Raw genomic sequence first — 14,254 nt, forward strand, 5'->3', positions numbered from 1 at the left:
ACATAATGCAACTGCAAATCATTCGCAAGTAGGTTGCCGAGAAGGACTCAACCCAGGCGCGGGGCCCGGCCAGCGCTATGTCTTGTCCGAAGCGCGGGCGATGAAAGCATCCTTGTAGTCCGGATGCCATCGCGACAGGGCCGGCCGGCCTTGCGTCATGTCTTCTGCGGCCCAGGTGATGCGGGTGCGGTCGAGCTCGGATGAAACTTCGTTGTCGGGGCAGATTATATAAAAGGCGCCTTCTTCGAGCCGGTCCAGCATGTAGGTTACAACTTGGTCTGAGGTCCAAGCGGCTTCCGGCTTGATTGCGCCGAGCCTGCGGCTGTGCATCCCGGTAAAGGTGTAGCCCGGAACCAGCAGGTGGGCCGTCAATTGACCGGGGTACTTGGAGCGCAGTTCATGTTCCAGTTGTTCGGTCAATACCTTCACGCCCGCCTTCGACACTGAATAGGCGACGTTACCCGGAGGGGTGGTGATGCCTTCCTTCGAGCCGGTGTTGACGATCCATCCGCGGTGTCCTGATGCCGACATTTGCGGGACAAAGGCCTCGAGGCCGTTGAACACCCCCCAGAGATTTACCGCCAGCATCTTTTCCCAGCCCGCGCGATCGCCCCAGGGCGAAGACGGAACGTGAACGCCTGCGTTGTTCATGAGAAAGGAGACGCTGCCGAAGCGCGAGAAGACATCAGCGGCGATCGAGTTCAGTCGTTGGGCATCCGAGACATCGGCAACAATGCCTACGACCGCACCGTCGTTTGCCGTCTCGAGCTCAGAGGCTGCCTGGTTCAGAAGCGCATCGTCCGAGTCTATGAGAACCAGATTCAAGCCATAGTGCGACAAACGCTCCGCGGTCGCCCGTCCGATTCCGCTCGCAGCGCCTGTGATTACAGCGGTCTCGCCGGATTTGAGGAATGGCAGCATGGCAGTGGTCCTCTTCTTGGTGAGGCTCAATTCTGCATGAACGTATCGGCCATGGCATCAACAATAAGCCGGCCAGCACCATTGGGATCGACATCGGAGCGTTTCAGCGCTCGACTGCGAAAAGCCAACCAACTGATGTCGCAGAAGCGTGACACACGGCCGGTCCGTTACACTCGGTTAACTTTCTGCCAGTTTTTGCTGCTTAAACTGATCGATTGGGGGCTCCTTAACGGGAGCTGAGATTGACGTTTAAACTCATCGACATCGCCGTCACCGAGCGGCACCCGCACCCGCGAATCGCAGGGCGGGTGGTCGGCGTGGTCCGGGCGGTGCTGAGCGAGGTACAGGAAGGCTTCACCCAGGAACACGACATCCATGTGAATGTCTGGACCGAGGTGAACGATGAAATGAGCGAGGCCGATATCGACCTCGCCTTGATGATGAAGGCGAGCGACATCATCACCCGCGTCAAGGCGCAGCTCGACCCCGGCAAGCCGCCGCTGGCGGCCGAATAACCGGTCCTGGGCATGGGCCCAGCAGCGGCAAATTTAGACTTTGACCGGCAAATCGAGGCCGCGGTTGAGCGCCACGAGCGTGCGCCGCACCTCACTCTCGGCCGCTTTGCTCACGACCTTGCGGTCGGCGCCGTGGCTGAGGGGCACGGGGGTGCCGAAGGCGATGGTTACTTCCTTGGTGCCGCCGGTCAGGATTTCGCGGATGTTCTGGCCGACCGATTTCGACTTGATCCAGGCAATGAGCGAGCGCTCGTTGCGCGACACCGGCAGCCCTTGCAGGCGTGTGTAGGCGACGGTCAGCGGCTGGATCATCACGTCCTCCGCGCCCGCTTCCTCCATGGCGTGCTGGGCAGCCCCGATCAGCGCCGAGCGGAACGGCAGGACATGTGTGCCGATGTCGGACTGGCCCTCGGCAAAGAGCAGTACCGCATTGCCCGCCGCCATGTGCGAGGCCATCTCGCGGCTGGTCCGGCCTGCGTCGCTCCGGCGGGTGCGGTCGACATAGATGGTCCTTTGCAAATTTGCCATGAAGCCGACGAACGGCCACTTGCCAACCTCACTCTTGGCAACGAACGTCACGTCGGCAACCGAACCTATGGCAATGATATCGGTCCAGGAAATGTGGTTTGAAACGAGGAGGGTTGGTCTTCCCGTCGCCGGCTGGCCGACGACGGTGACCTTCAATCCGAGGAAGATGCAGCCCAGCCTGTGAAAGAGGCGCGGTCCCGCCTGCCAGAACGGCAGGCGCAGCGCCAGGATCAGGAACTGGGTGGGAATGATAACGAGAATGAACGGCACGTAGATGAGGATGAAAAAGAGGCTGCGGAAGACCAATCTATTTCTCCTTGTCGGTGCTCGCCTTGCCTTCGAGCGGTACGGCATAGAGCTCAAGCCGATGGTCGACGAGCCGATAGCCGAGCTTGCGGGCGATCACTTCCTGTATGGCTTCGATTTCCTCGTTGCGGAACTCGATGACCTTGCCTGAACGGATGTCGATGAGGTGGTCGTGATGCTCGTCGGGAATGGGCTCGAAGCGGGCGCGGCCGTCCTTGAAGTCGTGCTTTGTGACGAGCCCGGCCTCTTCGAAGAGGTTGACGGTGCGATAGACCGTCGAAAGCGAAATGCGCGGATCGATCGTCGAGGCGCGCCGGTAGAGCTCCTCGACGTCGGGATGGTCGGTCGCGGCCTCGAGCACCTGCGCGATCACGCGGCGCTGGTCGGTCATGCGCATGCCGCGCGCCGCACAGGCTTCCTCGAGGCTGAGGTCCTGCTCGGTCTTGCTCACCTGTCGACCCCCGTGTCGCGTTCGCCCATCAGCGGGTTAACCAAGATCGCGGCTCATGACAAGCGCGGTCGCCGCGCTGCCGTCCGGTCGCGCGTAGTATCCATGCCGTTCGCCGACCTGCGCGAAGCCCTCGCGCCGGTAGAGGTGCACGGCCGGCAGATTGGCCTCGTCGACCTCCAGGAACATGCGTGTGACCGGCGAGAACATGAGGTCCTCGAAGGCGGCGTGCATCAGTGCGCGTCCGACGCCCTTGCCGCGCCATTTCGGGTCGACCGCGAGGGTCAGCAGTTCCGCTTCGTCCGCGGCGAGCCGCAGCATGGCAAACCCGGCGATCCGCCGGTTGGCGTCGCACGCGACATAGGCCGGCGTGGTGCGGGAATCACCGAGATAGGCCGCGAACTCCTCACGCGGCCAGCCACGATAGAAAGCGCCCGCATGCAGGCGCGCCAGCGCCTCGGCATCCGCGCCGATGCCCGGTTCGATATGCAGCCCGCCGGGGGCGATCCACAGCCTGTCCACGATCCTTCAAAGCCTAGCTATGCGTTTGTTCGTCTGCGGCTTGGCATCCGCATCGCGGATATAGGCGGCCTCGGGCGCGAACGCCACCGGATCGGCCGACGCGGCAAAGCGCGCCACGTGGACAATGTCGACAAACGGCGTCTCGATCAGCACGCAATCGGGGCGGACCGCCGCGCGCGCCGCCTCCATGGTCATCAGCCGCGCCGGTCCCTCCGGTACGCCAGGCGCCGAGAACGCCTGGAAATAGGCCTCACCCCGCCGCGCATCGACGAGCACGCAGACCGACCGAGCGGCCTCCCCCGAAAGCGAGAGAGCAAGGAGCGAAGGTACGCCGACGACGGGTATGCTGCGGGCTAGCGCAACACCGCGCGCCGCCGAAAGACCGATCCTGAGTCCAGTGAACGAGCCGGGGCCGGTCGTGACGGCAAGGCGCTGCAGATCGCCATAGGCCAGCCCATTGCGTGCGAGCAGCGTCTCGATGCGCGCAAAGATCAGCTCGGCATGACCGGTGCCGATCTCGTCGACGCTGACGTCGGACGTCCCGTCAGCCATCAGCAGCGCCAGTTGCAGGCGCGGCGCGGCAGTATCGATGGCAAGGGTGATGGGCGCGGAGGAAGGCATCATTTGCCTCTAACCCCGCCGCACGCGCAAGTCGAGCCCCGCGCGGCACCGCCTTGACGCTGCCCGAACCGGCGGCGACTTTGCCGTCATGCGCGCTGATTCGCTCGGGGACACCCCTCGATGACCCCTCTGGCTGAGACTGCCATGCTCGCCCATGGCTGGCGGCGCTTTCTGCTGCTCGTCGTCGCCGGTGCCGTCGCCGGGCTTTCCGTGCCGCCGCTCTTCGTGTTGCCGGCGGTGTTCCTTGCCTTTCCTGTCTGGATCTGGTGCCTCGATGGCGCCGAGCGCGGCAAAGGCTTCGCCCGCCTCTTCGGACCGGCCTTTGCCATCGGGTTCGCCTTCGGCTGGGGGTATTTCACCGTTGCCTTCCACTGGCTCGGCACCGCCTTCTTCGTCGATGGCGGTTTCATGCTGGTTCTGATGCCCTTCGCGATCCTGGCGCTCGCCGCGCTCATTGCCGCCTTCTGGGGCCTCGCCAGCGCGGCAGCTCACCTGTTCTGGTCGCATGGGCCCTGGCGGATCGTAACGCTTGCAACATTCCTGACCATCGCCGAATGGACGCGCGGCCATGTGCTCTCCGGCTTTCCCTTCGATCTTCTCGGCTATGCGCTCACCCCCACCGCCGAGATGATGCAGTTGGCCTCGGTCATCGGCGTCTACGGCCTCACCTTCCTTGCCGCGCTTCTCGCCATGACCCCGGCGCTGATCTGGCCGGCCGAGGAACGGCCGCTGACGCGGCGCCTGGCGCCATTCTTCCTTGCCCTTGCCGTCATCGCCGCGCAGCTGGGCTACGGCTACAACCGCCTTGCCGGAACGCCCGTCACTGCGCGCGAAGATGTCCGCCTGCGCCTCGTGCAGCCGCTCGTCTACGAGCACGCCGATTGGGGCAATGTCGATCCTGCGGCCATCATCGACCGGCTGATCATGCTCACCGAGATGCGCATGGGCCCCGACGATGCGGGCCTGGCGGCGGCGACCCATGTCGTCTGGCCGGAATCGGCACTGCCCTTTTATCTCAGCCAGTACCCGGAAGCGCTCGCCCGCATAGCCCGCATGCTGCCCCAGGGCGTCACGCTCCTTGCCGGCGCGCCGCGAGTGCCCTTCGAGGCCGCGCCCGGTACGGCGCCGTTCAATGCGATTCTTGCCATCGACGATGCCGGCGAGATCGTTGCAAGCTACGACAAGTCGCACCTGGTGCCGTTTGGCGAGTTCCTGCCCTTCCAGGAGTTCTGGGCAAATCTGGGCATCAAGCAATTCGTCCCTGGCGCCGAAGGATGGGCCGCCGGTGACCCGCGCCGCCGGCTGATGCAGGTCCCCGGCACGCCGCCGTTCCTGGCGCTGATTTGCTACGAGATCATCTTCTCGGGCGATCTGGGCGATACCGGCGCGGCGCAATTCCTCTTCAACATCACCAACGACGCCTGGTTCGACGGATCGATCGGCCCGGCCCAGCATGCTCATCATGCGCGCGTGCGGGCGGTCGAAGAGGGAATGAGCCTCGTGCGCGCGGCCAACTCCGGGGTGACACTGGCAACCGACCCGTTGGGGCGGATCACAGCAGAGCTTCCCCCGCGTGAGATGGCGGTGGTGGACGCCGCGGTCTACCAGCGGCTCGAGCCGACCCTCTTTGCCCGCTACCGCCACTGGCCGCTGCTCGCCGCCCTGGCGCTGGGCCTGCTGATCGGCCTCGCCACCGGGCGCCGGCGGCGTCGGCGGTGAGCAAGAGATTTCATTTCCGCCGCTCGGATCATATCAAGCTTTCTTTATATCCCGCTTGACCGGAGCTCGGCGCGGTGCCAAAAACCATGTCCAACCAGTCGAAATGGCGCCTTGCGAGGCATTTTTGAGGGACTTGGCGTGGCACGCTCTTCCTATCTCTTCACCTCCGAGTCGGTTTCCGAAGGCCACCCGGACAAGGTCTGCGACCGCATCTCCGACGAAATCGTCGATCTGATTTTCAAGGAAGCCAAGAAGACCGGCATGGACCCGGCCAAGGTGCGCATCGCCTGCGAGACGCTGGCGACGACCAACCGCGTCGTTATCGCCGGCGAGGTGCGTGTGCCCGAGACCCTCCTCAAGAAGGACAGAGAGGGCAACATCGTCAAGGACGCCGCCGGCAATCCCATCGTCAATCCGGCCAAGTTCAAGTCGACCGCCCGCAAGGCCATCCGCGCCATCGGGTACGAGCAGGCCGGCTTCCATTGGAAGACCTGCCGTATCGACATGCTGCTGCACGGCCAGTCAGCGGACATCGCCCAGGGCGTGGACGAGTCCGGCAACAAGGAGGTGGGCGCCGGCGACCAGGGCATCATGTTCGGCTATGCCGCGCGCGAGACCCCCGAGCTCCTGCCCGCCCCGATCTACTATGCCCACAAGATCCTCTCGGTGCTAAGCCAGGCGCGCAAGGCCAACAACGGCCCGGCCGGGCTCCTCGGCCCCGACGCCAAGAGCCAGGTGACGGTCAAGTACGAGAACGGCATTCCCGTTGGCGTGACCCAGATCGTGCTCTCGACCCAGCACCTCGACTCCGAGCTCACGTCCGCCGACGTGCGCAGGATCGTCGAGCCCTATATCCGCGAGGCGTTGCCCGAGGGCTGGATCAGCGAGGAGACTGTCTGGCACGTCAACCCGACGGGCAAGTTCGTCGTGGGGGGGCCGGACGGTGACGCCGGGCTCACCGGCCGCAAGATCATCGTCGATACCTATGGCGGCGCTGCGCCCCATGGCGGCGGCGCCTTCTCGGGCAAGGACCCGACCAAGGTCGACCGGTCGGCTGCCTATGCGGCGCGCTATCTTGCCAAGAACGTGGTGGCTGCCGGCCTTGCCGATCGCGCCACCATCCAGCTCTCCTACGCCATCGGCGTTGCCCAGCCGCTCTCGATCTATGTGGATCTGCATGGGACAGGCAAGGTCGACGAATCGGCGGTCGAGAGGGCGCTCTCGACGGTCATGGACCTGACCCCGCGCGGCATCCGCACCCATCTCGATCTCAACCGCCCGATCTACGCCAAGACCGCCGCCTACGGCCATTTCGGCCGCAAGCCCGGGCGTGACGGCTCGTTCTCCTGGGAAAAGACCGACCTCGTCAGCGCGCTGAAAGCCGCGGTGAAGTAGAGGGCGAAAGATAAGATACACGGCAACGAGCTAATCGCCGGTTAGATGGTTGTCGACATCATCGGCCGGTTCACCTGCCTCGATGCTGCCATGGCCGATAACCTTTACCGCTTCCGCCGCCTCAAATGGGGCGATCCACAGGAAAAGCTCAAACTGCTGCCGGACCCGCCCGGCGGGGGTAAACTGCGTTTCAGTTGGGAGCACATCGCGATGGTGGTCCTGCTCCTTGCGGTCGCTTTCATGTCCTACGAGTTAGTCGTCGGCTAGACAAAAACAGGCTTGGAGGCGAGCCCGAGGCCGGGTAGAGACCCGCCATGGCTGACAAGATCCGCGACCTCCCAAAAACCCTCGACGGCGCGCCTCGCGCTTTTTTCGGCCGCCGTTCGGGCAAGACCCTGCACGAGGGCCAGCGCGCCCTCTACGATACGCTGCTGCCGAAACTGACGATTGCCGATGAGGAGGGTTCCGTCGACCCGGCGGAACTCTTTCCGCAAGCGCGATCCTTCGTCCTCGAGATCGGCTATGGCGGAGGCGAGCATCTGGCGCGGCAGGCACGTGCCTACCCGGAAACCGGCTTCATCGGCTGCGAAGTGTTTTCGGGAGGCATTGCCAAGCTGCTGCAGGCGGTCGAGAGGGACGGGCTCACCAATGTCAGGCTCTTCACCGACGATGCGCTGAAGCTCCTGCTCCGCCTGCCAGATGCCGCCTTCGAGGCGGTCTATCTTCTTTATCCCGATCCCTGGCCCAAGACGCGGCACCACAAGCGTCGCTTCGTCTCGCCGGCAACGCTGGCGGAATTGGCGCGTGTCATCCGCCCTGGGGGGATATTTTATTTTGCCACCGATATCGAGGACTACGCCAACTGGACGCTGGCCCACGTGCTGCGTCAGCCCGCCTTCCATTTCGCACCGGCAACGCCGGGCGGCTGGCACGAGCCCTATCCCGGCTGGCAGCCGACGCGTTATGAACAGAAGGCCCGGCGCGAGGGCCGATTGAAGAGCTTCTATTTCATTTTTGAGAAGCGCTGACGCCGTTCCGAGCCGGGATGGCGCTGCTCAGGGGAAGCGGGCTGCTACGGGCGAGCGGCCGGTTTAACCTGCGGTAAATCTTCTTGTCAGGATGGAACTTTTTTAAGCCTCCGACTCTGGACCCGAGGGCTCGTTCTACCCATATCGCAGGCTGAGGGGGCTGCGCCATCCTGTCGGGACGGCGCACCTCCTAATCATGTTTAAAGCGTGTTCATTCGCGCAGGCGTTTGCCAGCGCACATTGGTCTTTTCCGGAGTAGCTCATGACGAGTTCCGCTTTCCGCCGTGACATGCCGGACGAGGTGCTGATGGTCAGGCCCAGCAAATGGACGCTGATCGTGGTCACCAGCCTCAGGAACGAGAGGTTGAGGTTCAATGAGCTGCGCCGATCCATCGGCACCATCTCGCAGAAGATCCTGACGACGACGCTGCGAGAACTGGAACGCGATGGTTTCGTCAGTCGCACCCTCTATGCCACGATCCCGCCGCGGGTCGAGTATGAGTTGACCGATCTGGGGCAGGACCTGCTCGAACTGGCCGACCAGCTCGAAATTTTCTTTCGCGCCCATCGGGCCCAGGTCGAAGAAGCCCGCCGGCGGTTCGATGCTGCCAGTCACTCGGCGAACGCGCGGCTCGTCATCTCGCGTTGAAGCGTGCGAGAAAGTTGGGACTGGTTCTGCGCGAAACCTTCCATGACAACAAAAACCGATTTGAGTCCATCAAATCGCATCGCGCTCCAGCGGCTCTGCCGGGCGCGGGACGCCGTCGGTATTCACCGGCGGCGTCCGTTCTCCCGGCACTGGATCACAGTGTGATCGGAGCCAGGGTGGTCTTGTCGAAGAATTTCATGCTCTGGGTGCCGTCGTCATTGACGACGAACGCGCGCCACAGGCCGTTCCACTCGTCGACCGAAGAGGCGGGGACTCCCTGCTGGCGCAGCTCGATCTGGGCGATCTGGGCGTCCCGCACATAGCTGTTGTCGCTGTCGTCATTGGTATCGGCCATTGCGGGCACGGCAACGCCGGCAAATGCGGCAACGGTGGCGAGAGCAACGAGAGAGGTCTTGATCATTTTCGGTGTTCCTTTCGTTTGAACACACCGGAAATGATCATCGCCAATTTCATCCGCAAGTGACAAAAAACTGTAATAATGGGCTTGAAGATCCGGAATGGCCCACTAGGGTTTTTTAAAGGAAATTCAGGCACTTATAGGTAACTCAGTTTCCTCGACGACACTGGGTTTCATAGATGCTTCCGCCCCGAACGCAACGCCGCTGTGACGGTGCGCGGCGAGAAATTGCTTAAGTCCGTACTTAAGGATTGACGCCGACCGCATGCAGCTATACTTAAGGCGCGGCTTAAGCATCGGAGGCAAGCCATGATCGACCGTTCTGCCCAACGTGCATCCGCCCGCGAATGGACGGGTCTCGCCGTCCTCGCCCTGCCGACCCTTCTGGTTTCGATCGACGTTTCCGTCATTCTGCTGGCGTTGCCGCGAATCAGCGCCGAGCTCGGCGCAGGCAGCGCCGAACAACTTTGGATCATGGATATCTACGGCTTCATGCTCGCCGGCTTCATGATCACCATGGGCACGCTTGGCGACCGCATTGGACGGCGCAAGCTGGTGATGATCGGTGGGGCGGCGTTTGCCCTGGCCTCTGTCCTTGCCGCCTTCGCGCCTACTCCGGCTACCCTCATTGCCGCCCGCGCCCTGCTCGGTGTTGCCGGGGCGACGCTTTCTCCCTCGATCCTTGCGCTCATCACCAACATGTTTCGCGATGAGCGCCAGCGTGGCATGGCCATTTCCATCTGGCTGACCTGTTTCATGGGCGGTATGGCGCTCGGCCCGCTCGTGGGTGGAGTGATGATCGAGCGGTTCTGGTGGGGCGCGCCGTTCCTTCTCGGCGTGCCGGTCATGCTGCTCCTGCTGCTGACCGCCCCGATCCTGCTGCCCGAATACCGCGATGAATCCGCCGGCCGCATCGATCTCAAGAGCGTGCTGCTCTCGCTGGCCGCGATCCTGCCCATCGTCTTCGCGCTCAAGGAGTTCGCCAAGGGCGAGAACCTCGCGCAGGCCGGCATCGCCCTCGTCGTCGGCGCGACGTTCATGGCCATCTTCATCATTCGCCAGCTGCGGCTCGACGATCCCCTGCTCAACCTGTCGCTCTTTGCCAACCGGGCGTTCAGCGCCGTGGTCGCCGGCATGTTCCTCATCACCATGACCGGCGCGCTGATGCTGTTCGTTGCCCAATACCTGCAGCTGGTAGTGGGCCTGACGCCGACCATTGCTGGCGTGCTGGGGCTGCCGGGGATACTGGCGTCCGTTGCCGGCTTCATGTTGTCGCCCATCATTGCCCGCCATATGCGGCCGGCTCATCTCATTGCCGGCGGCCTCGTTCTTGCCTGTCTCGGCGCGCTGGTATTGATGATGGCAGTCATCGGCGGCGATCTACTCGCCCTGATTGCGGGCTTCGTGCTCTTCAACCTGGGCTGCACCCCCATGGTCAGCCTCGGCACCGGCATCCTGCTCGGCACGGTGCCGCCCGAAAAGGCCGGCTCTGCAGCTGCCCTTCAGGAAACCTGCAGCGAACTGGGCTTCAGCCTCGGCATCGCGGCCTTCGGCAGCCTTGCCATCGCCCTCTATCGTGCTGGTCTTGCCGGTGCCATGCCGGATGGCATCGAAGCCGAGGCGGCCACCGGCGCCTTCGAGACATTGGCCGGCGCGGTCGAAACCGCCGCGACGCTGCCTGAAGGGATCGGCGCGGAACTGCTGGTAACGGCTCGCGAGGCCTTCTCGTCCGCCATGACCGTCGTCACCGGCATCGAGGCCGCAATCCTGTTGCTGGTCGCGCTCATTGCCATCTTGACGCTGCGCCACATTGGCCCGCTCGGCACCAATGCCGGACACGCTCAGGCCCCCGAGGCGGAAGCGGCGGAAGGCGACGTCAAAACCGCGTCCGCTCGCTAAAGCGGGATGCGAAAAAAGCCTGTCCCGGACTTGAGCCGGGATGGGAACCGGGTTTTCGCGAAAAGCCCGCGACAACAATGAGCTGGAGCGCGATAGGATCGATGCATCAAATCCTATCGCGCTCCAGGCGCGTTGGATCGGGCGAAAGGCGTCTGCACGCGCCTTTCGCTGCGCGGCACCCCGCCCTTGCGCGAAGGGCAGTCGCGCGTTATATAACGCCTAACATCTCTGGCTTGATTGCAGAGTGGGTGCCGACCGGCCCCGCTCTTTTTTATTACTAAAGGGACCTCAAGCACCCAATGGGCTTCGATCTTACCGAGAAGCGCTATATCAAGGAAACCGGGCTCGAAACCCGCATCGCCGCTATCGTCGAGCCAGTCGCCAACGACTTGGGCTACGCGCTGGTGCGCGTCAAGGTGACCCCCGAGAATGGCTGTACTCTGCAGATAATGGCGGAGGACGAAAACGGTCGCTTCAGCATCGCCGACTGCGAAAAGCTCTCGAAAGACCTTTCGCCGGTCCTTGACGTCGAGGATCCGATCGACCGCGAGTACCATCTGGAGGTTTCGTCGCCCGGCATCGACCGTCCGCTGGTGAGGCGCCGCGATTTCGAGATCTATATCGGGCACGAAGCCAAGGTCGAGCTTTCCGACATGATCGAGGGCCGCAAGCGCTTCCGCGGCCTCATCGAGGCGGTCGACGACGAGGCTGTCACTATCCGCCTGCCCGATGCCCCGGCTGGCACCGATCCCGACCACCGGCTGCCCTTGACCATGCTGGGGGAAGCCAAGCTGGTCATGACCGACGCCTTGATGGACAAGGCGCGCAAAGACCAGGAACTGTACCCGATCGACGACCAGGACACCGAAGTCGTCGAATATGACGAAGACGATACCTCTGAGGAGTTGAACTGAAATGGCCGTCAGCGCGAACAGGCTCGAACTGCTGCAGATTGCGGACGCCGTCGCCCGCGAGAAATCGATCGACCGCATGGTCGTGATCGAGGCCATGCAGGACGCCATCGAGAAGGCCGCCAAGGCCCGTTACGGCGCCGAGACTGAGATCAAGGCCGAGATCAACCCGCGCTCGGGCGAATTGCGCATGTGGCGGCTCCTCGAGATCGTCGACGAGGTAGAGGAGCCTTCCCGCCAGGTCAATCTGAAGCTTGCACAATCCAAGAACTCCAGCGCCAAGATCGGCGATTTCCTCACCGAGCCGCTGCCGCCCATCGAGTTCGGCCGCATCGCCGCCCAGTCGGCCAAGCAAGTGATCGTCCAGAAGGTGCGCGACGCCGAGCGCGACCGCATGTACGAGGAATATTCCGGCCGCATCGGCGAGATCGTCAATGGCACGGTCAAGCGCGTCGAATACGGCAACGTCGTCGTCGACCTGGGACGCGGCGAGGGCATCATCCGGCGCGACGAACTCATTCCGCGCGAGCAGTTCCGCTACGGCGACCGCGTGCGCGCCTACATCTATGACGTACGGCGTGAGCAGCGCGGCCCGCAGATCTTCCTGTCGCGCACGCACCCGCAGTTCATGGCCAAGCTCTTCATGCAGGAAGTGCCCGAGATCTACGACGGCATCATCACCATCCGCTCGATTGCCCGTGACCCGGGCAGCCGCGCCAAGATCGCCGTGACCTCGTCCGACTCCTCGATTGATCCGGTCGGCGCGTGCGTCGGCATGCGCGGCAGCCGCGTGCAGGCGGTCGTGGGCGAACTGCAGGGCGAAAAAATCGATATCATCCCCTGGACCGACAACATAGCCGACCTCGTCGTCTCGGCCCTGCAGCCGGCCGATGTCGCCAAGGTCGTGCTCGACGAGCAGGCCGAGCGCATCGAGGTCGTCGTGCCCGATGAGCAGCTCTCGCTTGCCATCGGCCGGCGCGGCCAGAACGTGCGGCTTGCAAGCCAGCTCATCGGCTGGGACATCGACATCCTCACCGAGCAGGAGGAAAGCGAGCGCCGCACGAAGGAATTCACCGAACGCTCGGCTTTGTTCATGGAAGCCCTTGACGTTGACGAGATGGTTGCCCAGCTATTGGCTTCGGAAGGCTTCTCCTCGGTCGAAGAACTGGCTTATATCGACCTTGAGGAAATTTCCTCGATCGAAGGGTTCGACGAGGAGACCGCGGCCGAGATCCAGAATCGCGCCGTCGAATATCTCGCCGAGATCGACCGCAAGTTCGATGAAGAGCGCGTCGCGCTCGGCGTCGAGGACGAGCTTTATGAGATTGCCGGCCTGACCGCCGCGATGCTCGTGGCGCTCGGCAAGGAGGACATCAAGACCGTCGAGGACTTTGCCGGCTGCGCCGCCGACGATCTCGTCGGCTGGACCGAGCGCAAGGATGGCGAGGTCAAGCGTTTCGACGGTACCTTCAAGGACTTCCCCGTCTCGCGCGAGGAAGCCGAGGAGATGATCCTGCAGGCCCGCCTCAAGGCCGGCTGGATCACCGAGGAACAGTTGGCAAGCCAGGACGGCGAGGCCGACGACTTCGGCGAAGAGGCTGCGGTCTAGAGCGGGATGCGAAAAAGTGGAAACCGGTTTTTCGTGAGAAATCCCGCGACAACAAAACCCGGAGCGGGATGTGATTTGATAGAATCAAATCGCGTCGCGCTCTAGGTCGGCGCTCGCAGCGGAAGGGGTCCGATCATGCCCCCAAGCCAAGCGACGACCCGGCTTTGTGCCTTGACGCGAACGGAAAAGCCGGTCACGGACCTCATCCGGTTCGTGCTGGGTCCGGACGGGGTCTTGGTGCCCGATACCGAGGCGCGAGCGGAAGGCCGGGGCGTGTGGATCACCCTGAGCCACGCCGCGGTCGCAGAGGCGGCGAGCAAGAAAGTCTTTGCCCGCAGCCTCAAGACCGAGGTCAGGCTTCCCGAGGATCTGGCGGGTCTCACCCGCCTGCGCCTCGAGCAGCGTTTCGCCTCCAGCCTCGCCATGGCTCGCAAGGCCGGCCAGTTGGCCACCGGCGCCGGCAAGGTCAAGGCGGCGATCGAGTCGGGTGAGCTCCTGGCGCTCATCACCGCCACCGATGCGGCCGAGGACGGACGCAACAAGATGGCCCAGGCGCTGCGCGCGCTGCACTATGCGGCCGAGGAAGCCGGAGAAGCGGCGTTTACCGTGCCGCATCTCGAATTGCTGAGTTCGGACCAATTGGGTTTGGCACTCGGCCTGGAAAATGTGATACATGCTGCCCTCATGACTGGGGCGGCAGCCCGATCGGCGTTGGACAAGGGCCTCAGACTGACCCGCTACAACGCCTAAACCCGGGGTAGAGAC

General features: G+C 63.5%; 16 protein-coding genes. 10 read left to right on the forward strand and 6 right to left on the reverse strand.

Annotated elements, in window-relative coordinates; all coding sequences use genetic code 11:
• Positions 1-75: 75 nt before the first annotated feature.
• Positions 76-921, reverse strand: coding sequence for an SDR family NAD(P)-dependent oxidoreductase (locus tag QQK18_RS16130; RefSeq protein ID WP_284341388.1), 846 nt, complete (start codon positions 919-921; stop codon positions 76-78).
• Positions 922-1,163: 242 nt separating this feature from the next.
• Between QQK18_RS16130 and QQK18_RS16135 the strand changes: the two genes are divergently transcribed.
• Positions 1,164-1,436 (forward strand): hypothetical protein, encoded by a 273-nt coding sequence (locus QQK18_RS16135; RefSeq protein ID WP_284341389.1) that lies wholly within the window; start codon positions 1,164-1,166, stop codon positions 1,434-1,436.
• 33 nt (positions 1,437-1,469) lie between these two features.
• Here the strand turns inward: QQK18_RS16135 and QQK18_RS16140 are convergent, their stop codons facing one another.
• The 4 genes from QQK18_RS16140 to tsaB form a co-directional block, all read right to left on the reverse strand.
• Positions 1,470-2,270: a lysophospholipid acyltransferase family protein gene (locus QQK18_RS16140; RefSeq protein WP_284341390.1), complete on the reverse strand. Its 801-nt coding sequence runs from the start codon at positions 2,268-2,270 to the stop codon at positions 1,470-1,472.
• A 1-nt stretch (position 2,271) separates the two neighbouring features.
• A complete protein-coding gene (locus QQK18_RS16145; RefSeq protein WP_284341467.1) occupies positions 2,272-2,667 on the reverse strand; it encodes a Fur family transcriptional regulator in 396 nt (131 codons plus the stop codon).
• 90 nt (positions 2,668-2,757) lie between these two features.
• The gene (gene rimI, locus QQK18_RS16150; RefSeq protein ID WP_284341391.1) at positions 2,758-3,240 is read right to left on the reverse strand and encodes a ribosomal protein S18-alanine N-acetyltransferase; all 483 of its coding nucleotides are present in this window, start codon (positions 3,238-3,240) and stop codon (positions 2,758-2,760) included.
• A 6-nt stretch (positions 3,241-3,246) separates the two neighbouring features.
• The gene (tsaB, locus tag QQK18_RS16155; RefSeq protein ID WP_284341392.1) at positions 3,247-3,861 is read right to left on the reverse strand and encodes a tRNA (adenosine(37)-N6)-threonylcarbamoyltransferase complex dimerization subunit type 1 TsaB; all 615 of its coding nucleotides are present in this window, start codon (positions 3,859-3,861) and stop codon (positions 3,247-3,249) included.
• A gap of 120 nt (positions 3,862-3,981) precedes the next feature.
• Between tsaB and lnt the strand changes: the two genes are divergently transcribed.
• From lnt to QQK18_RS16180, 5 genes are all read left to right on the forward strand, one after another.
• Entirely contained in the window at positions 3,982-5,580 is a 1,599-nt protein-coding gene (gene lnt / locus QQK18_RS16160; protein WP_284341393.1) for an apolipoprotein N-acyltransferase, read from the forward strand.
• 138 nt (positions 5,581-5,718) lie between these two features.
• A complete protein-coding gene (gene metK, locus QQK18_RS16165) occupies positions 5,719-6,975 on the forward strand; it encodes a methionine adenosyltransferase (protein ID WP_284341394.1) in 1,257 nt (418 codons plus the stop codon).
• 45 nt (positions 6,976-7,020) lie between these two features.
• On the forward strand, positions 7,021-7,242 hold the full coding sequence (locus QQK18_RS16170; protein ID WP_284341395.1) for a hypothetical protein: 222 nt from the start codon (positions 7,021-7,023) through the stop codon (positions 7,240-7,242).
• A 47-nt stretch (positions 7,243-7,289) separates the two neighbouring features.
• Positions 7,290-8,003, forward strand: coding sequence for a tRNA (guanosine(46)-N7)-methyltransferase TrmB (gene trmB, locus QQK18_RS16175; RefSeq protein ID WP_284341396.1), 714 nt, complete (start codon positions 7,290-7,292; stop codon positions 8,001-8,003).
• 262 nt (positions 8,004-8,265) lie between these two features.
• Positions 8,266-8,652: a winged helix-turn-helix transcriptional regulator gene (locus QQK18_RS16180; protein ID WP_284341397.1), complete on the forward strand. Its 387-nt coding sequence runs from the start codon at positions 8,266-8,268 to the stop codon at positions 8,650-8,652.
• Between the two features lie 154 nt (positions 8,653-8,806).
• On the opposite strand, the gene QQK18_RS16185 is transcribed toward QQK18_RS16180, so the two are convergent.
• Positions 8,807-9,073, reverse strand: coding sequence for a hypothetical protein (locus tag QQK18_RS16185; protein WP_284341398.1), 267 nt, complete (start codon positions 9,071-9,073; stop codon positions 8,807-8,809).
• Positions 9,074-9,379: 306 nt separating this feature from the next.
• Between QQK18_RS16185 and QQK18_RS16190 the strand changes: the two genes are divergently transcribed.
• The 4 genes from QQK18_RS16190 to QQK18_RS16205 all read left to right on the forward strand — a co-directional run bounded on the left by QQK18_RS16190 (position 9,380) and on the right by QQK18_RS16205 (position 14,239).
• Positions 9,380-10,969: an MFS transporter gene (locus QQK18_RS16190; RefSeq protein ID WP_284341399.1), complete on the forward strand. Its 1,590-nt coding sequence runs from the start codon at positions 9,380-9,382 to the stop codon at positions 10,967-10,969.
• A 299-nt stretch (positions 10,970-11,268) separates the two neighbouring features.
• Positions 11,269-11,883, forward strand: coding sequence for a ribosome maturation factor RimP (rimP, locus tag QQK18_RS16195; RefSeq protein ID WP_284341400.1), 615 nt, complete (start codon positions 11,269-11,271; stop codon positions 11,881-11,883).
• A 1-nt stretch (position 11,884) separates the two neighbouring features.
• Complete coding sequence (nusA, locus tag QQK18_RS16200) at positions 11,885-13,489, forward strand: transcription termination factor NusA (RefSeq protein WP_284341401.1); 1,605 nt, start codon at positions 11,885-11,887, stop codon at positions 13,487-13,489.
• A 135-nt stretch (positions 13,490-13,624) separates the two neighbouring features.
• Positions 13,625-14,239, forward strand: a complete 615-nt coding sequence (locus QQK18_RS16205; RefSeq protein WP_284341402.1) for an RNA-binding protein — start codon at positions 13,625-13,627, stop codon at positions 14,237-14,239.
• Positions 14,240-14,254 lie beyond the last annotated feature (15 nt).

The sequence above is a fragment of the Devosia nitrariae genome (assembly GCF_030160115.1).
In the GTDB taxonomy this organism is placed as follows: Bacteria; Pseudomonadota; Alphaproteobacteria; order Rhizobiales; family Devosiaceae; genus Devosia; species Devosia nitrariae.

Excerpts from the sequence above, each read along its gene's own strand:
- QQK18_RS16130 (WP_284341388.1), bottom strand. The coding sequence starts at position 921 with ATGCTGCCATTCCTCAAATCCGGCGAGACCGCTGTAATCACAGGCGCT.
- QQK18_RS16145 (WP_284341467.1), bottom strand. The coding sequence starts at position 2,667 with ATGCGCATGACCGACCAGCGCCGCGTGATCGCGCAGGTGCTCGAGGCC.
- tsaB (WP_284341392.1), bottom strand. The coding sequence starts at position 3,861 with ATGCCTTCCTCCGCGCCCATCACCCTTGCCATCGATACTGCCGCGCCG.
- lnt (WP_284341393.1), top strand. The coding sequence starts at position 3,982 with ATGACCCCTCTGGCTGAGACTGCCATGCTCGCCCATGGCTGGCGGCGC.
- QQK18_RS16170 (WP_284341395.1), top strand. The coding sequence starts at position 7,021 with ATGGTTGTCGACATCATCGGCCGGTTCACCTGCCTCGATGCTGCCATG.
- trmB (WP_284341396.1), top strand. The coding sequence starts at position 7,290 with ATGGCTGACAAGATCCGCGACCTCCCAAAAACCCTCGACGGCGCGCCT.
- QQK18_RS16180 (WP_284341397.1), top strand. The coding sequence starts at position 8,266 with ATGACGAGTTCCGCTTTCCGCCGTGACATGCCGGACGAGGTGCTGATG.
- QQK18_RS16185 (WP_284341398.1), bottom strand. The coding sequence starts at position 9,073 with ATGATCAAGACCTCTCTCGTTGCTCTCGCCACCGTTGCCGCATTTGCC.
- QQK18_RS16190 (WP_284341399.1), top strand. The coding sequence starts at position 9,380 with ATGATCGACCGTTCTGCCCAACGTGCATCCGCCCGCGAATGGACGGGT.
- rimP (WP_284341400.1), top strand. The coding sequence starts at position 11,269 with ATGGGCTTCGATCTTACCGAGAAGCGCTATATCAAGGAAACCGGGCTC.
- nusA (WP_284341401.1), top strand. The coding sequence starts at position 11,885 with ATGGCCGTCAGCGCGAACAGGCTCGAACTGCTGCAGATTGCGGACGCC.
- QQK18_RS16205 (WP_284341402.1), top strand. The coding sequence starts at position 13,625 with ATGCCCCCAAGCCAAGCGACGACCCGGCTTTGTGCCTTGACGCGAACG.